This is a genomic window from Stenotrophomonas sp. YJH_SMC_133 (assembly GCF_059370655.1).
Window position 1 is genome coordinate 85744 of the sequence record NZ_JCAFTW010000002.1, and the last position, 21818, is coordinate 107561.

A 21818-nucleotide genomic window follows, 5' to 3' on the forward strand; every position below is an offset into this window, starting at 1 on the left:
CCGGTTCCCGGCAGGTAATTGCTTGAATTCCAAGGGATTGTGAATCCCGAAAAGCGCGCTCGCCACTGTCATCAAATCGCGCTACGGTAGGGCTCTGTTTGGGACCAGTGTTGCATCAATAGGATGCTGGAACTTTTTCCTCCTTTAGCAGTCCAAATCCCGGACTGCTAAGATGGGTGCCTATGAGCCAGAACACCTCTACTGCCCTTGTGGCAAACAATCTCCCGATTCCCAGTGCGCTCGGTTCGCTGGACGCCTACATCGGTGCCGTGCACCAGATCCCGGTGCTGTCGGTCGATGACGAACAGGACCTGGCCCGTCGCTTCCGCGACGGCAACGATCTGGACGCTGCCCGCGAGCTGGTGCATTCGCACCTGCGCTTCGTGGTGCACGTGGCCCGCGGTTACAACGGCTACGGCCTTGCCCTGGGCGATCTGATCCAGGAAGGCAACATCGGCCTGATGAAGGCGGTCAAGCGCTTCGACCCGGACATGGGCGTGCGCCTGGTCTCCTTCGCCGTGCACTGGATCCGTGCAGAGATGCACGAGTTCATCCTGAAGAACTGGCGCATCGTGAAGGTCGCCACCACCAAGGCGCAGCGCAAGCTGTTCTTCAACCTGCGCAAGTCGAAGACGCGCCTGGGCTGGATGAACGCGGCGGAAGTGAGCGCGGTGGCCAAGGACCTGAACGTGTCCGAGCGCGAGGTCATGGAAATGGAGTCGCGCCTGTCCGGCCGCGATATCGGTTTCGACGCGCCGACCGACGAGGACAACGAACACGCACCGCCGTCGCCGGCTGCGTTCCTGGTTGCCGATGACGAAGATCCGTCGATGGCCTACGAGCGCGAGGACAGCGAAGACAACCAGATGCAGCTGCTGCGCGAAGGCCTGGCCGAACTGGATGCCCGCTCGCGCGACATCATCCGCCGTCGCTGGCTGGACGCCGACAGCAAGGTGACGCTGCAGGAACTGGCCGACGAGTACGGCGTGTCGGCCGAGCGCATCCGCCAGGTTGAGGCGAACGCGCTGAAGAAGATGAAGGCGCTGTTCACCGCGTAAGCGGGAAGGCGTTGGAATGAAGAAAGGCCCGGCGGTGATGCCGGGCCTTTTTGTTTTTGGAGCGCATCCACGCATGGCGTGGATCAATCCTGACGCCAGGGCGGCAACTGCGCCGACCGCAGCATGCGATGGACGCTGATTTTCACGCCGTACCACTCAGTGGCACGGTATGATCATGTCACGTGTCTTCCGCACTCGAAGCTTCAACCGCAGTACACGACGTTCTTCACTGACCGATAGAGCCTTGTGCCGCGCGGTGGTGGAAATGCGTCAAGGCCTGATTGATGCAGACATAGGGGGCGGCCTTCTCAAAAAGCGAGTTGCGCTGCCGGGCCGCGGAAAGCGCGGTAGCGCCCGCGTTATTGTCGCAACCAAGGTGGGGCGCTACTGGTTCTTTCTCTTCTGCTACGACAAGAGCGCGCGCGCGACCATCAGTAGTGCGGAACGGGATGCCCTTCAGCTGTATGCGTCTGAGTTCTTGGGAATGAGCCCTGCACAGTTGGACAGGGCAGTTATCTGCGGAGAACTGCGGGAGATTTGCCATGACAAAGACGGTTGAACATAGACGTGCAAAGAGTGCGATCCTCGATGCGGTGCATGAAGGCGCGGCGGGCCTTTACGCCAGCGGCTTCATCGACAAGCGGCGCATGAGCATGTACGAGGCGCTTTGTCTGGAGCCTGTGCCCGAATACAGCAGCGCCCAGATCCGTGCACTTCGCACGTCGTTGGAACTTAGCCAGCCGGTGTTCGCAGGTGTGCTCAACACCAGCGTTTCGACGGTCCGTAGCTGGGAACAGGGCGAGAAGAAGCCGAGCGGGCCGTCGCTGAAGCTTTTGAACCTGATTGATCGGAAGGGTCTCGAAGCAGTCCTGTAAAGCAAAGGCCCGGCAATGCCGGGCCTTTGCTTTACCGTGGTATTCAATCCGCGCCATGCATGGAAGCGGGGGTGTGCCTCACCCCTCGCGTGCGATCGCGCGCCAGCCGATGTCGTTGCGGTGGAACTCGTTGGCCCAGGTCACCTTGGCCACGCCGGCATAGGCATTGGCCTGCGCGTCGCGCACGCTGTCGCCCAGTGCGGCCACGCACAGCACGCGACCGCCGGCACTGACCACGTGGCCCTGCGCGTCCAATGCAGTCCCCGCATGGAACACCTTGGCACTGGCCGGCACGTCGTCCAGGCCGGAAATCACGTCACCGGTGATCGGCGCTTCCGGGTACGGCCTGGCCGCCAGCACCACGCCCAGCGACGGGCGCACGTCCCACTGCACTTCGACCTGGTCCAGGCGGCCATCGATGGCGGCTTCCACCAGCTCGACCAGGTCCGACTGCAGGCGCAGCATCACTGGCTGCGTTTCCGGGTCGCCAAAGCGCACGTTGAATTCGATCACCTTCGGCGCGCCGCTGGCATCGATCATCAGGCCGGCGTAGAGGAAGCCGGTGAACGGGATGCCGTCGGCGATCATGCCCTGCACGGTGGGGTTCACCACCTCGCGCATCACCCGTGCATGCACCTCCGGCGTCACCACCGGGGCCGGCGAATAGGCGCCCATGCCGCCGGTGTTCGGGCCGGTATCGCCGTCGCCGACGCGCTTGTGGTCCTGCGAGGTGGCCATCGGCAGCGCATGCACGCCGTCAACCATCGAAATGAAGCTGGCTTCCTCGCCGTCGAGGAATTCCTCGATCACCACGCGCGCACCGGCATCGCCGAACGCGTTGCCCGAGAGCATGTCACGTACCGCGTCCTCGGCTTCGGCCAGGGTCATCGCCACGATCACGCCCTTGCCGGCGGCCAGGCCATCGGCCTTGACCACGATCGGCGCGCCCTTCTCGCGGATGTAGGCCAGGGCGGCGTCCACGTCGGTGTGCACGGCGTAGAACGCGGTGGGGATGTTGTGGCGGGCCAGGAAGTCCTTGGCGTAGGCCTTGCTGCCTTCCAGCTGCGCGGCGGCGGCGGTCGGCCCGAAGATGCGCAGGCCGGCGGCGCGGAAGCGGTCTACCACGCCGGCCACCAGCGGTACTTCAGGGCCGACCACGGTCAGTGCCATGCCTTCGGCCTGGGCCAGCGCCAGCAGACCGTCGATGTCGGTGACTTTCACCGCCACGTTGCGGCACTTGTCTTCGCTGGCGGTGCCGGCGTTGCCGGGTGCCACGATCACTTCGGTGACACGGGAGGACTGGGCCAGCTTCCATGCCAGGGCGTGTTCGCGGCCGCCAGAGCCGATGACGAGGATCTTCATGGGACAGGGTTCTCGGGTACGGAAGAGAAAAGCCGGGCAGGGCCCGGCTTCGTGATGCGGATCAGTGGCGGAAGTGGCGCACGCCGGTGAACACCATCGCCAGGCCATGTTCGTCGGCGGCGGCGATCACTTCGGCATCGCGCATCGAACCGCCCGGCTGGATGACCGCCTTGATGCCGGCGGCAGCAGCGGCGTCGATGCCATCGCGGAACGGGAAGAACGCATCGGAAGCCATCACCGAACCCTCGACCACCAGGTTCGCATCGGCGGCCTTGATGCCGGCGATGCGGGCCGAGTACACGCGGCTCATCTGGCCGGCGCCCACGCCAATCGTGCGGTTGTCCTTGGCGTACACAATCGCGTTGGACTTCACGAACTTGGCCACCTTCCAGGCGAACAGCAGGTCGGTGAACTGCTTGTCGGTCGGCGCCAGCTTGCTGACCACCTTCAGTTCGTCGCGGGTCATGCCGCGGTTGTCCGAGGACTGCAGCAACAGGCCCGAGCCCACGCGCTTGCTGTCGAAGTTGTTCAGGCCATCACCATGCGGGATGCGCAGCACGCGCACGTTGGCCTTCTTCTGCGCGTATTCCAGCGCGGCCGGCTCGTAGTCCGGGGCAATCAGCACTTCCACGAACTGGCGGTCCAGGATCACCTTGGCAGTGGCGGCGTCCAGCGGCTTGTTGAAGGCGATGATGCCGCCGAAGGCGCTGGTCGGGTCGGTGGCGTAGGCCAGCTCGTAGGCATCGCCGTTGCCGGCACCGACGGCCACGCCACACGGGTTGGCGTGCTTGACGATGACGCAGGCCGGTGCATCGAACTGGCGCACGCATTCCCACGCCGCATCGGCGTCGGCCAGGTTGTTGTAGCTCAGCTCCTTGCCCTGCAGCTGCTGGAAGGTGGCCAGCGTGCCCGGCACCGGGTACAGGTCGCGGTAGAACGCGCCGCTCTGGTGCGGGTTCTCGCCGTAGCGCAGGTCCATCACCTTCACGAAGGTGGAGTTCATCTGCGCCGGGTACTCGGCGCGGGCCGGCACGGCGGCGTCGGTGGCGGTGACCGCCGACAGGTAGTTGCTGATCGCGGCGTCGTACTGGGCAACGCGGTTGAACGCGGCCACCGAGAACGCGAAGCGGGTGGCGGCCGACAGCTGGCCGTCGTTGGCGTCCAGCGAGGCCAGCAGTTCGGCGTACTGCGACGGGTCGGTGGCCACCGCCACGCGGGCGAAGTTCTTGGCTGCCGAACGCAGCATGGCCGGGCCGCCGATGTCGATGTTCTCGACCGCGTCGGCCAGCGTGCAGTCGGCCTTGGCGGTGACCGATTCGAACGGGTACAGGTTCAGCACCAGCAGGTCGATGGCACCGATGCCGTGTTCGGCCATTACCGCATCATCCAGGCCCGAACGGCCGAGCAGGCCGCCGTGCACCATCGGGTGCAGGGTCTTGACCCGGCCGTCCATCATTTCCGGGAAACCGGTGACGTCGGCCACGTCCTTCACGGCCAGGCCCGCATCGCGGATCGCCTTGGCGGTGCCGCCGGTGGACAGCAGCTCCACGCCGCGTGCCGCCAGCGCAGTGGCCAGCTCGACCAGACCGGTCTTGTCGGAAACGGAGAGGAGGGCCCGGCGGACGGGCAACAGATCAGCAGTCATGGGACAGAATCGGCAGCGGAGCGGGGCCGATATTGTAGGCGGTGGGGGCCGGTGGCGGGCGCCGGAGGGGCAGATTCGCTGCGTCCAAAGCCGGATTGACCGTAATGGGCACGGCTCGCGGGCTTGCCAGCCACCGCTGGGCACGGCACGGTGCCGCCTGTTCCCCGTGTGCAGGATGCCGTCCCATGACCGTTGCCAACCGCCTGCAGGCCGCCGTCGATGCCGAAGGGGCGCTGCTGTTCCTGGCCCGCTATGTGCGCCATGCGCGTTCTGGCCAAGGCGCGGCCTGGTGCGCCCAGGCCGATGTGCCGACGCTGCAGGCCGAAGCCGAGGAGCGTTGGGGCGAGCAGGCCGAGATCCTGTCCTGGGACGTGCAGCGCCGCGAACGTCGGCGCTGGCGGCGGCTGGAGTTCAAGGTCTACCTGGACGACGACAAGCGCTGGTATGGCGATGCCATCGCGCTGCATCGGCGCTCGCCTGGGTTGGCCGAGCTGCTGCGGGTGATGCACACACAGCAGTGGCTGGAGCCTTTCGAGCTGTATCTGTACGCCGATGGCCTGGATGAGGGGGCGATCGTGCTCCCCGCCGGCGGCATCATCCACTTCCAGCGTTCGCGCGGGGGTGTCTACCGGCTGCTGTCGTTGCAGGCGGGGTTTGCGGATGCAGGGGGACGCGAGCGGGCCGTGCAGGCGGTGCGCAATGCCCTGCAGCGCAGCCATGACGTGATCTGGCTGCGCCGGCATATCGATCCTGGGCTGCCATGGCAGGACTGGCTGGCCCAGCCGGAACTGGCCGGTATCCGCATTTGATGGGGTAGGCTATGCCGGAACTGCCAGGGATCAGCGGGTTCAGATCGTGTCGATCTATGCATTGAAAGGACGTTTCCAGGACCTGTTGCGTCCGGCCGTACGCGGTCTGTACCGCATGGGGATTACCGCCAATACGGTGACCGTGGCCGCCGCCGTGGTCTCGCTGCTGGTGGCTGCGGCAGTGTGGTGCTGCGCGCCGGCGCAGCCCCTGCTGTACCTGCTGCTGCCACTGTGGATGCTGCTGCGCATGGCGCTCAACGCCGTGGACGGCATGCTGGCCCGCGAGTTCGGCCAGCAGTCGCGGCTGGGCGCCTATCTGAATGAGCTGTGCGATGTGATCGCCGATGCGGCGCTGTACCTGAGCCTGCTCAGCGTGCCGGGCGTGCGCCCCGAGACGCTGTGGCTGCTGGCCTGGACCGCGGCCCTGAGCGAGTACGCCGGGGTGCTGGGGCTGATGGTCGGTGCCAGCCGCCGCTACGACGGCCCGATGGGCAAGAGCGACCGCGCGTTCGTGATCGGTGCGCTGGGCCTGCTGCTGGCGTTCGAGTGGGTTGGCGCGATGACGGTCACTGGCGTGGCCGCGGTCATGGCGGTGCTGTGCGTGCTGACGATGGTCAACCGCGTCCGTCGGGGGCTGCGGGAAGCAGCGGTTTCGCCGAATTAATCAAGCAGATACAAGAAGACAATCAGGAGATTGCATGCGTCAGGCGCAGGAACGGGAATTCCACAGCTTCGACCAGGTACCGCTGTTCTACCGGTACTGGGCGGGCACCACCGCAACGCCGGCCACCAAGGCCATCGTGCTGCTGCACCGCGGCCATGAGCACTCCGGCCGGGTCACCCACCTGGTCGATGAGCTGGACCTGCCCGACACCGCCTTCTTCGCCTGGGACGCGCGCGGCAATGGCCGTTCGCCGGGCGCACGGGGCGATGCACCGGGCTTCCCGGCGCTGGTGCGTGATCTGGACAGTTTCATCGCCCACATCGGCGCCGAGCACGGCATTGCGGTGGAAGACATCGTGGTGATCGCGCAGAGCGTAGGGGCGGTGGTCGCCGCGACCTGGGTGCACGACTACGCGCCACGCCTGCGCGCGCTGGTCATGGCCTCGCCGGCGTTCAAGGTGAAGCTGTACGTGCCGTTCGCGCGGCCGGGCCTGGCCTTGATGCAGAAGTTGCGTGGCAACTTCTTCGTCAACAGCTACGTCAAGCCGCAGTGGCTGACCCACGATCCGGCGCGGGTGGAAAGCTATCGCACCGACCCGCTGATCACCCGGCCGATTTCGGTGCGCGTGCTGCTGGGCCTGTACGAGGCGGCCGACCGCATCGTGGCCGATGCGCAGGCAATCAGCGTACCGGTGCAGCTGCTGGTGTCCGGCTCGGATTTCGTCGTGCACCGTGGCCCGCAGGACCGCTTCTACGAGCGCCTGTCCAGCCCGATCAAGGAGCGTGTGCATCTGCCGGGCTTCTTCCACGACACGCTCGGCGAGCGCGATCGTGCACCAGCACTGGCGCGCATCCGCAGCTTCATCCAGGCGCGTTTTGCCGAGCCGCTGCGCGAGCTGTCACGGCGCGACGCGCACCGTCACGGGCCAACCTTCGAAGAATCCGAGATCCTGGCCTGGCCACCGGAGCGCAACAGCCTGGCCGACCTGCGCTGGCGCGTGGTGCGTGGCGGCCTGCGCTTCGGCGGCACGCTGTCCGAAGGCATCGCGCTGGGCCTGCGGACCGGTTTCGATTCCGGTAGCACGCTGGACTACATCTACCGGAATGAGGCGCGCGGCAAGGGCCCATTGGGGCGGATGGTCGACCGCAACTACCTGGATGCAATCGGCTGGCGTGGCATCCGCGTGCGCGGCCAGCACCTGCAGGAACTGCTGCGCGACGCTGCCCAGCGCCTGCGCGGGCAGGGCACGCCGGTGCGTGTGCTGGACGTGGCCGCCGGCCATGGCCGGTATGTGCTGGAAGCGCTGGGCCAGGGCGAACAGCGCGCCGACCGTATCGTGCTGCGTGATTTCAGCGATCTGAACGTGACCCAGGGCCAAGCGTTGATCGAGCGCCTCGGTGCGGCCGACATCGCCCGCTTCGAGCAGGGCGATGCGTTCGATCCGGCGCAACTGGCCAAGGTCGATCCAGCACCGACACTGGCGGTGGTCTCGGGCCTGTACGAACTGTTCCCCGACAACGACGCCGTGCTGCGCTCGCTGCAGGGTATCGCCGCAACGGTGCCGGCGGGAGGCTACCTGGCCTACACCGGCCAACCCTGGCACCCGCAGCTGGAATTCATCGCGCGCGCCTTGACCAGCCATCGCGGTGGCGCGGCGTGGGTGATGCGCCGCCGTACCCAGCAGGAGATGGATGAGCTGGTGCGCCTGGCCGGTTTCGAGAAGGTGGCGCAGCGCATCGACGACTTCGGCATCTTCACCGTGTCGCTGGCGCGCCGGACCGCGTGATGGCGACGCTCGCCGCAACCCCGCTGGCCGCGGAAGGGCGCCCCTGGCGGCGCGCCCTGCTGTGGCTGGCCCTGCTGGGTCCGTTCTTCTTCGCCAGCTATGGCTTCGCCAACTGGATGGCCGGCCGCCACGCCACCCTGCCGGTGATGGCGTTCGCGTGGGAGACACGCATCCCGTTCGTGCCGTGGACGATCGTGCCGTACTGGTCGATCGACCTGTTCTACGCGATCTCGTTCTTCCTGTGCCGGCAACGGCTGGAACTGGACCGGCATGCGCTGCGGCTGTTCAGTGCGCAGGTCATCGCGGTTACCTGTTTTCTGCTGTGGCCGCTGCGCTTCAGCTTCGAACGGCCGGAGATCGGCGGCGTGTTTGGCTGGTTGTTCGACGTGCTGCTGGGCTTCGACAAGCCGTTCAACCAGGCGCCGTCGCTGCACATCGTGCTGCTGATCGTGTTGTGGGTGAAGTTCGCGCAGTATCTGCACGGGGTGTGGCGCGGTGTACTGCATCTGTGGGCGCTGCTGATCGGCGTCTCGGTGCTGACCACGTTCCAGCATCATTTCATCGATATCCCGACCGGCCTGCTGGCCGGTTGGCTGTGCGTCTGGCTGTGGCCGGAGCAGGGCACGCCACCGTTGCGGGCCTGGCACACCGCGCGTGATGCCAAACGTTGGCGATTGGCAGCGCTGTACCTGCTGGGGGCCGCTGTATTGCTGGTGCCGGTGGTGCTTCTGCGTGGCGCCGCGTTGTGGCTGCTGTGGCCGGTGGTGTCGTTGCTGCTGGTGGCGCTGGCCTATGCCGGGCTGGGTACGGCGGTGTTCCAGAAGCGCGCCGATGGTCGCCTGACCATGGCCGCGCGCTGGCTGCTGGCGCCGTACCTGGGCGCAGCCTGGATCAACTCGCGGCTGTGGACGCGGCGCGCGCCGCAGCCAGTGCCGGTGATGGATGGCGTGTGGCTGGGGCGCATTCCCTGCGCGGCCTTGCCGGCACCCTTGGTGGGCGTGGTCGATGCCTGTGCCGAGCTGTCCTGCCGCGCGCCGGGCGCCGCGTATGCCAGCGTGCCGATGCTGGACCTGGTGGTCCCTGCACCGGAACAGCTGCGCGAAGCGGCCGAGGCCATCGAGCGCCTGCATGCGCACGGACCGTTGCTGGTGTGCTGTGCGCTAGGCTATTCGCGCAGCGCCGCCAGCGTGGCCACCTGGCTGCTGCGCAGTGGTCGTGCGGCCGATGCGGACGCGGCGGTGGCGATCGTGCGTGCTGCGCGCCCTGGCATCGTGCTGGGTACGGCCCATCTGCGTGCCATCACCGACGCGGCAGGAGTGCGCGCATGAGCACGGTTCCCGATCTGGCGACCATGCAGCTGCTGCTGCGGCAGGGGCGTTGGCCGGCATGCCTGTCGCTGGGGCTGCTGCTGGTGGCATTGCTGCTGCTCGGCACCGAGCCGGGCCTGGCGATGATCGCTGCAGGGTTGCTGCTGGCCAGCATGTCTGCAGGGGTGGCCCAGACGTACCACGCGTGGCGGGTTGCGCTGGACGCCAGCCTGCTGCAGCTGCTGCGCGATGAGCGCCTGGACGGCGATGCCGCCGCGCGCCGCACTGATCAGCTGCTGCACGACAGTGGCCTGCACCGCGCGTCGCCCGAGGCGCCCCTGCGGGGCTGGGACGCGCGCTGGGCCGGCATGCGTCGCCTGCTGCTGCGCCAGTACCTGCTGACAGCGGTGCAGTTCGCACTGCTGGTGCTGGCCGTGTTGTGGCCGCAGACGTGAACGGGAGGGACCAATGTTCGCCGAACTGATTGCCCGCGCCTGCAGTGGTGCGATCCATGTAGTGACCGGCGCACGCGCGCTGTGGATCGGTTGCGCGCCGTCCAGCGAGCGCCGCGTGTACTACGGCAACCACGCCAGCCATGGCGACTTCGTGCTGATCTGGTCGTCGATGCCGCCTGCGTTGCGGCGCCAGGTGCGGCCAGTTGCCGCGGCCGAATACTGGCAGCGCGACGGCCTGCGTCGCTACCTGATCGATGCGGTGTTCAACGGCGTGCTGGTCGAGCGCGAGGCCGGCCATCGCCAGCAGGATCCGCTGCAGGCCCTGCGTGACGCGGTGGACGAAGACTGCTCGCTGATCCTGTTTCCGGAAGGTACCCGCAACGTGGGCGATGAGCCGCTGCTGCCGTTCAAGAGCGGCATCTATCACCTGGCACGGCAACGGCCGGAGCTGGAATTCGTGCCGGTGTGGATCGACAACCTGAAGCGGGTGATGCCCAAGGGCCGGTTCCTGCCGCTGCCGCTGCTGTGCACGGCCACCTTCGGTACGCCGCTGCGGCTGCAGGCCGACGAGGACAAGGCGGCCTTCCTGGCCCGCAGCCGGCAGGCGCTGCTGGACCTGGCGCCGAACGGGGGGCGCGCATGAGTTTCCTGATCGATGTGTCCGGCGACCTGGCAGCGCAGAGCGTGGGCCAGCAGACCGGCCTGCTGTTCGCTGGCGTCGGTGCGGTGCTGGTACTGGCCACGCTGGTGGCCGAAACGCTGCGATGGCGCCAGCGCGGCCGGCCCAGCGCGGTCATCGCCAACCTGGTGTCGCGCATCCGCGCGTGGTGGGTAATGGCGATCGTGGTCGGGCTGGCGCTGTTCTTCGGCCGCGCCGGGGTGATCGTGCTGTTCGCGATCATCTCGCTGTTCGCACTGCGCGAGTTCATCACCCTGGCGCCGACCCGCTCAGGCGATTACTACGCGCTGCTGGCCGCGTTCTACATCGTGCTGCCGTGGCAGTACTACCTGGTGTGGATCGACTGGTACGGCATGTACACGCTGCTGATTCCGGTCTATGCGTTCCTGTTCCTGCCGATCCTGTCGACCATCGGCGGCGATACCACGCACTACCTGGAACGCACGGCGAAGGTGCAGTGGGGGCTGATGATCTGCGTGTTCTGCATCTCGCACGTGCCGCTGCTGCTGAATCTGCACGTGCCGGGCCATGACCCCTCGCGCAACGTGCTGCTGTTTGCTTTCCTGGTGATCGTGGTGCAGTCCTCGGACGTGCTGCAGTACATCTGGGGCAAGTTGTTGGGCAAGCACCTGATCGCGCCGAAGCTGTCGCCGTCGAAGACGGTGGAGGGCTTCGTCGGCGGCGTGCTGAGTGCCAGCGCACTGGGCGCGGCGCTGTGGTGGATCACCCCGTTCACGCCGCTGCAGGCGTTCGGCCTGTCGCTGCTGATCAACCTGATGGGGTTCTGGGGCGGCCTGGTGATGTCGGCGATCAAGCGTGACCGGGGCATCAAGGACTGGGGCCACATGATCGAGGGCCATGGCGGCATGCTCGACCGGCTGGATTCGGTGTGCTTCGCCGCGCCGGTGTTCTTCCACGTGGTGCGGTATTACTGGAAGGCGGGCGGCGGCGGTTGATTCTGCCGGTTTCCATCCACGCATGGCGCGGTTCTACCGGTAGTGCCGGCCGCTGGCCGGCAACTGCAACATCCTGCCACCGTTCGTGGGGTTGCCGGCCAGCGGCCGGCACTACCTGTGCGCGTTTACGCGCTGATGCCGTATTCCTTCAGCTTCTTGCGCAGGGTGGCACGGTGGATGCCCAGCATCGCGGCGGCGCGGCTCTGGTTGCCTTCGCAGTGGTTGAGCACTTCCACGAACAGCGGGATCTCCATCTCGCGCAGCACGATCTCGTAGACATCGTCCGCATCGCAGCCATCGAGGTCACGCAGGTAACGGCGCACGGATTGGGCGACATGTTCACGCAGCGGTGGCCGGGGAGCGCCACGACTGTTGTCAGGACGAGAGAGGACAGCGTTCAAGGGGGTTCCCGATTCGGTGGGCCCGTGCGCGCGGTGCGCGCGGCCGGACGAGGTGGTGGCGGCCAGTCTAGCGCGAGCGTGCCCGGCCTGCCACGGCCGGTCGCCTTTTCACGTTCAGAGGAAGTCGAAGGTGAATGCGACGGTGGATGCGGCGGGCTCCTGCACACGGAAGGCGACGCGCGCGCTCTGGCCCGGTTCCAGCAGGGCGGCGCCGGGGTTCTCGCCCAGGTACTGCGCAGGCGTGAACACACCGCTGCCGATCACCCGGCCATCAGCATCGGACAGTGACAGGCGCAGGTCCGGCCAGGCCTGTGCCCAGCGTGCGTCGTTGCGGATGCTGGCCTGCACCTGCAGCACGCCGGCCTGCCCGGGCAGCGGCCGGATCTCGCGGCTGGTCATGGTGAAGGCGGTGGGTTCATGCCAGGCCGGCAGGCTGCAGCGCAGGAGGCCGCAGAGCGTGCCCAGCCAAGCACGGTTGCCGGCGTCGGCGGCCAGCCGCGCACGGTCGGCCAGCACGCTCTGCAGCACCAGCAGCAGCGCCAGCCCTGCAACCAGCAGCCAGTGCCAGCGCGGTGCCGGCAGGCTGCGGGGGCGCGCACTGCCAAGGAAACTCGGCGCGTCAACGGCGGTCGTCGTCGCCGGCACTGCAACCGGTGCCGACGCGATGGCCGCAATGTCATCAACGATGACAGGCGCATCGTCGTGCTGCATCTCCGCCGCCACATGCGCCGCTTCGGCGGGCCCGGCTGGCACCTGCATGGCAGGCGACGCGTGTTCTTCCGGTTCCTGCGTGCGCGCATCGGTCGCAGGCACGGGCGAACCTTCCGGGGCGGTGCGCAGGAAGGTTGCCAGAGGGCGTCGCGGTGGGTTCGGCTCGGACATGCTCAGGGTGCGGGCTCGGATCCAGCAGTCATTCAACCACGATCAGGCGCGGCGCACGCCGGTGATGCGCATCCAGTCGCCATCCTGGGTCGCCTGCAGGTCGTCGAACCATTCCGCATAGCGCTGCAGCAGTTCACCTTCCTGGCCGTGCAGGATGCCGGACAGGGCAATACGGCCGCCGGCAGCCACGCGCGCGGCCAGCAGCTCGGCCAACGCGTCCAGTGCCGAGGCGAGGATGTTGGCGACCACGATCGGGTAGGTGGCGACCGGTTCGTCCGGCGGCAGGTACACGTGCATGCGCGCCTGTTCGCCGTTGCGCTCGGCATTGTCGGCGGTGGCGACCAGGGCCTGCGGATCGTTGTCCACGCCGATGGCCTCAGCGGCGCCCAGCTTCAGCGCGGCAAGCGCAAGGATGCCGGAGCCGCAGCCGAAGTCGAGCACGCGCTGGCCCTGCAGCAGGCCATCCACGGCCAGCTGGTCCAGCCAGCGCAGGCAGAGCGCGGTGGTCGGGTGGGTGCCCGAGCCGAACGCCAGGCCCGGGTCCAGCCGCACCACGGCGGCGTCGGCAGCCTGTGCGGCCTCCGGCAGTTCATGGTTCCACGGCACGATCCAGGTGCGGCTGCCGAAAGCCATCGGCTGGAACTGGTCCAGCCAGGCGCGTTCCCAGTCCTCGTCCTCGACCGCGCGGAAACTGCCGCTGCTCCAGTCCAGTTCCGGGTCGAACGCCTCCAGCGCGGCCAGCAGCAGCAACGCGTTGCTGTCGGCGGGAAACAGTGCGCTCAGCACCAGGGTGTCCCATAGCGGGGTCTCGCCCACGCCCGGCTCGAGAATGGCCTGTTCGTTGCTGGTATCGGCCTCGGCATCAAGCAGCGTGACGGCCAGTGCGCCGACATCCTCCAGCGCATTCTCATAGCGGGGCTGGGTAGCTTCGGTGCAACGCAGGGTCAGTTCCAGGAACGGCATGGCGGTGGGGGCAATCGCGGGAAAGGGGGCCATGCTAGACCATCGGAGCGTCTCCGTATTGCCTGAGATGCCGCTCGGAGATGAACGGAACCGATTGAGACAGGCCTGGCGGGCCTTGCTAAACTTGGTGCTTTCCTGTGCGCCATGAACGTTCACTGCCGCCAATGGCCTTTGCTCCGACCCTGAAAACCTGGTTGCTCGTACTGCCGGCGGTGGCCGTGCTGGGCGTGGCCGGGTATCGGGCCAGCGGCCATGCCGGGTCGGTACCGGTGACCGCAGGCGAACTGCCGACGGCGCAGGTTGCGTCGGACGATGCGGCGCCCCTGCCGGTCGTGCCGGAAGCGTTGGCGCGTCGCCTGGCGGCGTTCGAGCGCGGCAACGCGCTGCCTTCGGGCCTGCCGCTGGACCTGCGCGCGGACATCGAGGATGCCACCGATCTGTACGCCTACGCGCAGCGCCTGCGCGTGCAGGCCGACGACGGCAATCACGAGGCGCGCTGGATGCTCAGCCGGGTCTACGACTACTGCGCGCAGTACGCCATCGATCCGGGCGGTTATCGGTTGGACAACAATGTGCTGGCCGGGCTGGGCCTGACCGCTGCACCGGCGATGGTGCAGGCGCGCGAGCGCGTGGCGCAGCGCTGTGGCGGCTTCGTGCCGGGCGACAAGCTGGGGTCCGCGCTGGTGCTGGCCGAGCGCCGCAAGGCAGCCACGCAGGGCAACCTCGCAGCGGAAGCATCGCTGTTTGCCGAAGGCGAGCCGCTGAATGACAGCTCCGAGTACCGCCGTGACCTGGTCGAGCGGGTGCGCACATCGCGCGATCCGGAGGCCTTCATGGCCATTGCACCGGGCATGGGCGTGCGCGCGGCGGGCGACCAGGCGCTCACTGGCCTGGTGGCGGGTGAACAGCTCAGTGAACTGGCGTGGCGGGTTGCGGCCTGCGAGCTCGGTCTACCGTGTGGTGCCGACAGCGTGCTGGTCAACAGTTTTTGTGCGAATGGAGGGATCTGTTCGCAGGATGGGACGCAGGATTTCCGGGATTTCGTGTATGACGCTGCGGTTTCGCGGCAAGGTGCGGGGAAAATGAAGCAGTGGATCAAGCGATTGGTTGGCAAGAGGGGCGGGCAATGAACTACCGTCGATTCCTGCATGGGGCCAAGTTCTGGTTCTGGGTGGCACTGTTCGTGGCCTATTCGGCCGGCGCGGTCGGGCTGTTGATGATCGACACCTATGAAGATCGTTACCGGCATCTGTCGAAAGTGGAACTGACCACGGTGAAGGCGCAGGAAGATGTGCGCCGCGTGGGTGCCAGCCAGGTCGCTGCGGTCTATCGCGCGCAGAGCGGCATGCCGTTCGCATCGTTGCCGGCAGGCAGTACCTTCCAGGTGGTGTGGCCCGATGGGTCCACCGAGACGATGGTGATCGTCGACCCGAGCTCGCCCAATGGTGTACGCCCGCTGGCGAATTCGCAGATCCCGGCCGAAGCTGCCGACAAGCGCTGATGCACCTGCTGCAGAGCCGAGCCCACGCTCGGCTCTACGGCAATGGAAAAAGGGCGGGGATATCCCCGCCCTTTTCATGTCCAGTACCTGCTGCCGATCAGGTCAGTGCGATCGGCTTGTTCTTGCGCTCGGCAAGACGCTTTTCCAGGTAGTGGATGTTCTGGCCACCGGCCTGGAAGCCCTTGTCGCGCATGATCCGCTGCTGCAGGGCGATGTTGGTCTTGATGCCGTCGACCACCATCTCGCTCAGCGCCACCCGCATGCGGGCGATGGCGGTTTCGCGGTCCGGGCCGTGCACGATCAGCTTGCCGATCATCGAGTCGTAGTTCGACGGCACGCGGTAGCCACTGTAGATGTGGGTATCCACGCGCACGCCGGGGCCACCCGGCGGATGGAAGCCGGTGATGGTGCCCGGGCTGGGCACGAAGGTCTCGGCGTCTTCGGCGTTGATGCGGCACTCGATCGCGTGGCCGGTCAGCACCACGTCGCTCTGCTTGATCGACAGCTTCTGGCCGGCGGCGATCTTCAGCTGCTCGGCCACCAGGTCGATGCCGGTGACCATTTCGGTGACCGGATGTTCCACCTGGATGCGGGTGTTCATCTCGATGAAGTAGAAGCGGCCGTCTTCGTACAGGAACTCGAAGGTGCCGGCGCCGCGGTAGCCGATGCGCACGCAGGCTTCGGTGCAGACCTTGCCGATCTGCTCGCGCTGTTCGGCGGTGATGCCCGGTGCCGGCGCTTCTTCCACCACCTTCTGGTGGCGGCGCTGCATCGAGCAGTCGCGCTCACCCAGGTGGATGGCGTTGCCCTGGCCGTCGGCCAGCACCTGGATTTCCACGTGGCGCGGGTTCTCCAGGAACTTCTCCATGTAGACCTCGCCATTGCCGAACGCGGCCTTGGCCTCGCTCTTGGTGGTTTCGATCGAGGTCTTCAACGAGGCCTCGGCATGCACCACGCGCATGCCGCGACCGCCACCGCCACCGGCCGCCTTGATGATGACCGGGTAGCCGATCTCACGGGCGATCTTGGTGTTGGCGACGATGTCATCGCCCAGCGGGCCGCCCGAACCGGGCACGCACGGCACGCCGGCCGACTTCATCGCGCGGATGGCTTCGACCTTGTCGCCCATCATGCGGATGGTGTCAGCCTTGGGGCCGATGAAGATGAAGCCGGATTCTTCCACGCGCTCGGCGAAGTCGGCGTTCTCCGACAGGAAGCCGTAACCGGGATGGATCGCCTGCGCGTCAGTGACTTCAGCCGCGGCGATCAGCGCCGGAATGTTGAGGTAGCTCTGCGGCGACGGCGCCGGGCCGATGCAGACCGACTCGTCGGCCATGGCCACATGCTTGAGGTTGCGGTCGACCGTGGAATGCACGGCCACCGTGCGGATGCCGAGGGTGTGGCACGCGCGCAGGATGCGCAGCGCGATCTCCCCTCGGTTGGCGATGACGACTTTGTCGAGCATGGCGTGCCCCTCAGCCGATCACGAACAGCGGCTGGTCGAATTCCACCGGCTGGCCGTTCTCGCCGAGGATGGCGACGATGGTGCCGGACGTGTCGGCTTCGATCGGGTTGAACATCTTCATTGCTTCGATGATGGCCAGGGTCTCGCCTTCCTTGACCTGCTGCCCAACGGTGACGAAGGCCGGCTTGTCCGGGGCGGACGACGCGTAGAAGGTGCCGACCATCGGCGAGCGCAGCACGTGGCCTTCCGGCAGTGCCGGGCCCGGCTTGGCGGTACCGCCGGTGGAGGCTTCGGTCGGCGACTGCATCGGCATTGCCTGCGGTGCCGGGGCGGCCGGAGCGGCGTACACCGGGGCGGCGACCGGAGCGGCATAGCCGGCCACCGGGGCACGCGACAGGCGCACCGACTCTTCGCCTTCCTTGATTTCGATTTCAGCCAGGTTCGACTCTTCCAGCAGGTCGATCAGCTTCTTGATTTTGCGCAGATCCATGAGGGCCTCTTTGGTTTCTATCTAGGTGAGGAGAGCGCCGTGGGCGCCCGGGTCGACAATCAGGTGGCGGATACCCGCAGCAGCGCCGCGTCCATCGCGTAGCGGTAGCTGTCGGCACCGAAGCCGCACACCACGCCCACCGCCTTGTCACTGAAGTAGCTGTGCTGGCGGAACGGTTCGCGGGTATGCGGGTTGGACAGGTGGATCTCGATGAACGGCACCGCCACCGCGGCCAGCGCATCGCGCAGGGCGACCGAGGTGTGGGTGAAGGCGGCGGGGTTGATCAGGATGAAAGCGGTTCCGTCGTCGCGTGCGGCCTGCACGCGGTCCACCAGCACGTGCTCGGCATTGGACTGCAGGCTCTCCACCGCGTGCCCGGCGGCCGATGCCTGGCTGGCCAGGGCCTGGTCGATGTCGGCCAGCGTGGTGTGGCCGTAGACCTCCGGCTCGCGTGTGCCGAGCAGGTTGAGGTTGGGGCCGTGCAGGACCAGCAGCTTCGCCATGGGATCCGGAAGACGGGAAAGGGCGGCAGTCTGGCGGAACCGGCGGATGCTGTCCAGTTCGGCGAAGTTTGCAGCGTTTCAATCGAACGTTTGAAATCTGCCGGAGCGCTTGTGGCCGTATGGCGGGCGCTGGATCAAGGCGCGCTGAATGGCTCGCAGGCCGGGGATGCATGCACGTAGGCCGACGATGGCGGCAGGCATGGGCAGGGCTGATGCTGTCATGGGTGGTGCTGCAGTAGATCCACGCCACGCGCGGATGAGGCCACCATTCAATAGATCCACGCGATGCGTGGATGGAGGACGTTCGGTACGTAGCACGCTACGCACCCACCGAGGGGCAGCCCAAGGTGCGCCGCACGCCACCCACTGCCCCCCGCCACGCCCCCGCTCACGTCTCCAGCGGCACCGTCGGCACCACGTTCGGGAACACCTCTTCCAGCGGTTCCCGTTCTCCAGGCTTCGGTGCCGGCCAGTTGTAGGCATTCACCGGCTGCGCGCGGTTTACCCACAACGCGTAATACAGGTGGTCGGCGCGGCCATCACCGGTATTGGGGTGGATCAGGATGGTCAGGCCCAGGCTGTTGAGCTGCAGCCAAGGCACCAGCACCGGCAGCAGGTCGTTGGTGAAGCCGAAGTAGAACGACGGGGTGACGTGCGGCCCGCGTGGTTCCAGGTTCCAGTTGCCCAGCTCCACCGGGAAGCGCTCGGCCGTCCAGCGCCGCAGCAGCGCAGCCTTCTCGAAGCTGTCCTCGTCGAAGTAGATGTGCGCGTGATAGCTCTTGATGTCGGTGTAGGCGCGTGGGGTCACGGGCAGGGTGGCCTCGCCGGGACGCACGCTGGCCGGGCGCGGGGTCGGTTCGCTGGCCGTGGCCTGGCCCCAGGGGCTGTGCCCTTCCGGTGCTGGCGGCACGATGGCACGGAAGCCGGGGCGGCCAGGCTCGGTGGTGTTCACCGCGTCGTTGCCGCGCGGTGCTGCGGCGGCGGTCGAGGCACTGGCCAGGCCGCCAGCGGCCAGACCCGCCGAAGCGATCAGGCGGCGCCGTGCCGGCGAAAGCAGGTCGGCCCAGTGGGCGTCATCATCGCCGGCGTCGGTGAGGGTCTGCGGGTCCGGGTGCATGAAGGGCTCCGTGGCGGCATCGTGTGGGCAGGCAAGCACGCTCGGGCACCCGCATCCACAGCGTCCAATAAGCAGGGGGCATCACCTCATGCAGGTGCGCCCCGTTGTCGTTGAGCGTGGCCGCTGGGCGGGCTAGGGTGCAGGTCTGCCGCCCCGGAGCCCTTCCATGATCTCGCCCGATGCCGACACACAGCAAAAGCGCGCGTTCTTCCGCCAGCTGCACGCGCAGGGTTGCTTCGTGCTGCCCAACCCATGGGATGTGGGCAGTGCCCGCTACCTGCAGCGGCAGGGCTTCCAGGCACTGGCCACCACCAGTGCCGGCTGCGCCTGGAGCGAAGGACGGCCGGACGGAGCGGTTTCGCTGCAGGCCACGCTGGCGCATCTGCGCGTGATGGTGGCAGCGACCCCATTGCCGTTGAATGCCGACTTCGGTGATGGCTTCGGCGTCACGCCGCAGGCGGTGCAGGAGGCGGTGGCCGCGGCGATCGACACCGGCATTGCGGCATTGTCGATCGAGGATGCCAGCGGCGTGGCCGATGCACCGCTGCGTCCGATCGACCAGGCGGTCGAGCGCCTGCGCGCTGCCCGTGCAGCCATCGACCGCGCGGGTGGCGACGTGCTGCTGGTCGGCCGCGCCGAGAACTTCTTCGTTGGCGTGCCGGATCTGCAGGACACCCTGCAGCGCCTGCGTGCCTACGCAGAGGCCGGTGCCGACGTGCTGTATGCACCTGGCATCAGCACGCGCGAGCAGATCAGCGCGGTGGTCGCCGCTGCCGGGTCGAAGCCGGTGAACCTGCTGGTCGGTGGACCGACACCGCTGCGCCTGCAGGACATTGCCGCGCTCGGCATTCGCCGGATCAGCCTGGGCGGCGCACTCGCCCGTGCCGCGTGGGGCGGGCTGATGCAGGCGACCCAGCCGATCGTGCAGGACGGACGCTTCGATGGGCTGCACAAGGCGGCCTCCGGGGCTGCCTTGAACGCGCTGTTCCGCTAGATCCACGCCGTGCAAGGCGGGAGGGGCCGGCGACTACAGCGCCTCGATCTCCCGCTTGGGTAAGGTCACGTCGGGTTCCAGCGCCGGCAGCAGTTGGCGAAGCAGGTTTGGATTGCCCTGCAGCCCGGTGCCATCCAGATACGTCCAGCCGGAACCACCAACGCGGCGCACGGCCACCATGAACGTGGTGCTGCGCATTGGGGTTTCACGCACCCGTATCAGGGATTGGCGTGGCACGAAGCAGACTTCTTCCTCTCCGGCAGCATAGGTCCGGGTCGGCACACCTACATCTTCGCTGATGACCACTACACCGGCGTTGTGCTGCTTCTTCAACGCATCACGGGTGAGCGCCTGGAAGGCGTCATCGCCGCCGGCCAGTCGCTTGAGGCTGGGATGGGTGCGTTCGATGAGGAAGTCCGCATCGCCGCGGGCGTATGCAGTCATCATGGCGCGCACATCTTCGCGCAGTGCCTTCGCATCACTGGGACTGAGTTCACCTGCGAAGGCGGATGGCAGCAACAGCGACAGCAGCATCAGCATCGTCAGGGGCAGGCGTCGATCCATGTTCGGGTGTCTCACAGGGCACCGCCGCACTATACGGTGGATGCGAAAACAGCGTCCCATCGATGGCGCTGGTATCCCGAAAATCACTACTTACTATTGGTAGGTATTGATTTCTGGAGACCCCCCATGCACAGCCTCATTGTCATCGCCCACCCTGAACCCGGTTCGCTGACCCATGCGATGGCGCATCGCATCGGCGATGCCATCACTGCTGCCGACGCCCGCAACACCGTGGCCTACGCCGATCTGATGGCCGAAGGCTTCGATCCGCGCTTCAACGCCCAGGACCAGGCCTTGTTCCGCAGCACTGGCGCGGTACCGGCCGACATCGCCGCCGAGCACGCACGGCTGGAGGCCACCGATACACTGGTGCTGGTGTTCCCGTTGTACTGGTGGTCGTTCCCGGCACTGCTGAAGGGCTGGATCGACCGTGTCTTCACCAACGAATGGGCCTACGCACAGGACGCGCAGGGCAAGCTGGTGAAGAAGCTGCAGCGCCTGAACGTGCATCTGGTGGGGCTGGGCGGTGCCGATGCAGCGATGGTCGAACGACGCGGCTACGATGCGGCGATGAAGACGCAGATCGACATGGGCATCTTCGACTACTGTGGCGCACGCGTGCTGACGTCCGACCTGCTGCTGGATGCCGATACCGGTGCGGCTGGAGCGCATCTGCAGACCGCGCTGGCGATCGGCCGTAAAATAGGCACTCCGATGCGCTGATCGCCGTGTTCCGCCGATGCCCGCCAACGCCGCTCCCACGCGCCGCCGATTGACCCGCGAGCAACGCGCTCGCCAGTTGCTGGACGTGGCCTGGGCGCTGGTCGGTGAAGAAGGCACCGACGCGTTGACGCTGGGACGGCTGGCCGAGGCGGCGGGCGTGACCAAGCCGGTGGCCTACGATCACTTCGTGACCCGCAACGGCCTGCTGGCCGCGCTCTACGATGACTATGACGGGCGGCAGACGGTGGTCTTCCACGAGCGTATCGGCCGCGCCCGCGCGCAGCTGGCCGACCGTGCGGCGGCCATCGCCTCCGGCTACATCGACTGCATCCTCAGCCAGGGCAGTGAAGTGCAGGGCATCCTCGCCGCGCTGGTAGGAGCGCCGGAACTGCACGAGGTGCGGCGGCGTTACCAGCAGGACTTCATCGACAACTGCGACGCATGGCTGGGTCCGTTTGCCGCCGATGGCACGGTGCCCCTTGCTGGGCGCTGGGCGATTCTCGGTGCGGCTGAAGCCCTGTCCGAAGCCGTGGCGGCAGGCGCGCTGGACAAGACCAACGCCGAGGCCGAGCTGCAGCGGCTGATCGTGGCGACGGTCAAGCGGCGCTGAGCGGCTTCG

General features: G+C 67.1%; 25 protein-coding genes. 15 read left to right on the top strand and 10 right to left on the bottom strand.

Translation table 11 applies throughout. The features are described 5' to 3' along the window. The first annotated feature begins 182 nt into the window (after positions 1 to 182). From rpoH to AC5P78_RS02920, 3 genes are all read left to right on the top strand, one after another. A complete protein-coding gene (gene rpoH / locus AC5P78_RS02910) occupies positions 183 to 1058 on the top strand; it encodes an RNA polymerase sigma factor RpoH (RefSeq protein WP_005411269.1) in 876 nt (291 codons plus the stop codon). Positions 1059 to 1233: 175 nt separating this feature from the next. Further along, positions 1234 to 1617 carry a type II toxin-antitoxin system RelE/ParE family toxin gene (locus AC5P78_RS02915; RefSeq protein WP_227843585.1) on the top strand — a complete coding sequence of 128 codons (384 nt, stop codon included), beginning with the start codon at positions 1234 to 1236 and terminating at the stop codon, positions 1615 to 1617. After that, positions 1601 to 1933, top strand: a complete 333-nt coding sequence (locus tag AC5P78_RS02920) for a helix-turn-helix domain-containing protein (RefSeq protein ID WP_005414661.1) — start codon at positions 1601 to 1603, stop codon at positions 1931 to 1933. The genes AC5P78_RS02915 and AC5P78_RS02920 overlap by 17 nt, the downstream gene beginning before the upstream one ends. Before the next feature lie 78 nt (positions 1934 to 2011). On the opposite strand, the gene purD is transcribed toward AC5P78_RS02920, so the two are convergent. Continuing rightward, positions 2012 to 3295, bottom strand: a complete 1284-nt coding sequence (gene purD, locus AC5P78_RS02925; protein ID WP_099527360.1) for a phosphoribosylamine--glycine ligase — start codon at positions 3293 to 3295, stop codon at positions 2012 to 2014. Between the two features lie 61 nt (positions 3296 to 3356). Next, positions 3357 to 4940 carry a bifunctional phosphoribosylaminoimidazolecarboxamide formyltransferase/IMP cyclohydrolase gene (gene purH, locus AC5P78_RS02930; protein WP_099473486.1) on the bottom strand — a complete coding sequence of 528 codons (1584 nt, stop codon included), beginning with the start codon at positions 4938 to 4940 and terminating at the stop codon, positions 3357 to 3359. Between the two features lie 185 nt (positions 4941 to 5125). Between purH and AC5P78_RS02935 the strand changes: the two genes are divergently transcribed. The 7 genes from AC5P78_RS02935 to AC5P78_RS02965 are packed head-to-tail and all read left to right on the top strand — an operon-like array spanning position 5126 to position 11596. Continuing rightward, positions 5126 to 5749: a hypothetical protein gene (locus AC5P78_RS02935; protein WP_317223962.1), complete on the top strand. Its 624-nt coding sequence runs from the start codon at positions 5126 to 5128 to the stop codon at positions 5747 to 5749. A gap of 46 nt (positions 5750 to 5795) precedes the next feature. Beyond that, complete coding sequence (locus tag AC5P78_RS02940; protein WP_076739660.1) at positions 5796 to 6413, top strand: CDP-alcohol phosphatidyltransferase family protein; 618 nt, start codon at positions 5796 to 5798, stop codon at positions 6411 to 6413. A 34-nt stretch (positions 6414 to 6447) separates the two neighbouring features. Further along, positions 6448 to 8199 (top strand): bifunctional alpha/beta hydrolase/class I SAM-dependent methyltransferase, encoded by a 1752-nt coding sequence (locus tag AC5P78_RS02945; protein WP_049395355.1) that lies wholly within the window; start codon positions 6448 to 6450, stop codon positions 8197 to 8199. Next, positions 8199 to 9527, top strand: coding sequence for a phosphatase PAP2/dual specificity phosphatase family protein (locus AC5P78_RS02950; RefSeq protein WP_133050255.1), 1329 nt, complete (start codon positions 8199 to 8201; stop codon positions 9525 to 9527). The genes AC5P78_RS02945 and AC5P78_RS02950 overlap by 1 nt, the downstream gene beginning before the upstream one ends. Next, positions 9524 to 9961: a hypothetical protein gene (locus AC5P78_RS02955; RefSeq protein WP_012481412.1), complete on the top strand. Its 438-nt coding sequence runs from the start codon at positions 9524 to 9526 to the stop codon at positions 9959 to 9961. Before AC5P78_RS02950 ends, AC5P78_RS02955 begins: the two co-directional genes overlap by 4 nt. Positions 9962 to 9974: 13 nt before the next feature. Next, complete coding sequence (locus AC5P78_RS02960; protein WP_005411260.1) at positions 9975 to 10604, top strand: lysophospholipid acyltransferase family protein; 630 nt, start codon at positions 9975 to 9977, stop codon at positions 10602 to 10604. Beyond that, positions 10601 to 11596 (top strand): phosphatidate cytidylyltransferase, encoded by a 996-nt coding sequence (locus tag AC5P78_RS02965; protein ID WP_005414654.1) that lies wholly within the window; start codon positions 10601 to 10603, stop codon positions 11594 to 11596. Before AC5P78_RS02960 ends, AC5P78_RS02965 begins: the two co-directional genes overlap by 4 nt. A gap of 125 nt (positions 11597 to 11721) precedes the next feature. Here the strand turns inward: AC5P78_RS02965 and fis are convergent, their stop codons facing one another. The 3 genes from fis to prmA all read right to left on the bottom strand — a co-directional run bounded on the left by fis (position 11722) and on the right by prmA (position 13842). After that, positions 11722 to 11997: a DNA-binding transcriptional regulator Fis gene (fis, locus tag AC5P78_RS02970; protein WP_005419706.1), complete on the bottom strand. Its 276-nt coding sequence runs from the start codon at positions 11995 to 11997 to the stop codon at positions 11722 to 11724. 114 nt (positions 11998 to 12111) lie between these two features. Further along, the gene (locus AC5P78_RS02975; RefSeq protein WP_012481410.1) at positions 12112 to 12879 is read right to left on the bottom strand and encodes a DUF3426 domain-containing protein; all 768 of its coding nucleotides are present in this window, start codon (positions 12877 to 12879) and stop codon (positions 12112 to 12114) included. A gap of 42 nt (positions 12880 to 12921) precedes the next feature. Then, positions 12922 to 13842: a 50S ribosomal protein L11 methyltransferase gene (gene prmA, locus AC5P78_RS02980; protein WP_012481409.1), complete on the bottom strand. Its 921-nt coding sequence runs from the start codon at positions 13840 to 13842 to the stop codon at positions 12922 to 12924. A 164-nt stretch (positions 13843 to 14006) separates the two neighbouring features. On the opposite strand from prmA, the gene AC5P78_RS02985 reads away from it, so the two are divergent. Next, positions 14007 to 14972 (top strand): hypothetical protein, encoded by a 966-nt coding sequence (locus AC5P78_RS02985; RefSeq protein WP_227415284.1) that lies wholly within the window; start codon positions 14007 to 14009, stop codon positions 14970 to 14972. Next, positions 14969 to 15343 (top strand): hypothetical protein, encoded by a 375-nt coding sequence (locus tag AC5P78_RS02990; RefSeq protein ID WP_005411254.1) that lies wholly within the window; start codon positions 14969 to 14971, stop codon positions 15341 to 15343. Before AC5P78_RS02985 ends, AC5P78_RS02990 begins: the two co-directional genes overlap by 4 nt. 97 nt (positions 15344 to 15440) lie before the next feature. Here AC5P78_RS02990 and accC read toward each other — a convergent pair whose 3' ends face one another. The 4 genes from accC to AC5P78_RS03010 form a co-directional block, all read right to left on the bottom strand. Further along, positions 15441 to 16808, bottom strand: coding sequence for an acetyl-CoA carboxylase biotin carboxylase subunit (gene accC / locus AC5P78_RS02995; RefSeq protein WP_005411253.1), 1368 nt, complete (start codon positions 16806 to 16808; stop codon positions 15441 to 15443). Between the two features lie 10 nt (positions 16809 to 16818). After that, complete coding sequence (accB, locus tag AC5P78_RS03000; RefSeq protein WP_005411252.1) at positions 16819 to 17298, bottom strand: acetyl-CoA carboxylase biotin carboxyl carrier protein; 480 nt, start codon at positions 17296 to 17298, stop codon at positions 16819 to 16821. A 59-nt stretch (positions 17299 to 17357) separates the two neighbouring features. Then, entirely contained in the window at positions 17358 to 17801 is a 444-nt protein-coding gene (aroQ, locus tag AC5P78_RS03005) for a type II 3-dehydroquinate dehydratase (protein WP_005411251.1), read from the bottom strand. A 388-nt stretch (positions 17802 to 18189) separates the two neighbouring features. Then, positions 18190 to 18918, bottom strand: a complete 729-nt coding sequence (locus AC5P78_RS03010; RefSeq protein ID WP_005411250.1) for a DOPA 4,5-dioxygenase family protein — start codon at positions 18916 to 18918, stop codon at positions 18190 to 18192. 166 nt (positions 18919 to 19084) lie between these two features. Between AC5P78_RS03010 and AC5P78_RS03015 the strand changes: the two genes are divergently transcribed. Further along, positions 19085 to 19912 (top strand): isocitrate lyase/PEP mutase family protein, encoded by an 828-nt coding sequence (locus tag AC5P78_RS03015; protein ID WP_414498356.1) that lies wholly within the window; start codon positions 19085 to 19087, stop codon positions 19910 to 19912. Positions 19913 to 19945: 33 nt separating this feature from the next. Here AC5P78_RS03015 and AC5P78_RS03020 read toward each other — a convergent pair whose 3' ends face one another. Next, positions 19946 to 20476, bottom strand: coding sequence for a hypothetical protein (locus tag AC5P78_RS03020; protein WP_099485032.1), 531 nt, complete (start codon positions 20474 to 20476; stop codon positions 19946 to 19948). 126 nt (positions 20477 to 20602) lie between these two features. On the opposite strand from AC5P78_RS03020, the gene AC5P78_RS03025 reads away from it, so the two are divergent. Both AC5P78_RS03025 and AC5P78_RS03030 read left to right on the top strand, forming a co-directional pair. Further along, complete coding sequence (locus AC5P78_RS03025) at positions 20603 to 21199, top strand: NAD(P)H-dependent oxidoreductase (RefSeq protein ID WP_005411247.1); 597 nt, start codon at positions 20603 to 20605, stop codon at positions 21197 to 21199. Positions 21200 to 21215: 16 nt separating this feature from the next. After that, positions 21216 to 21809, top strand: coding sequence for a TetR/AcrR family transcriptional regulator (locus AC5P78_RS03030; protein WP_005411246.1), 594 nt, complete (start codon positions 21216 to 21218; stop codon positions 21807 to 21809). Positions 21810 to 21818: the final 9 nt, after the last annotated feature.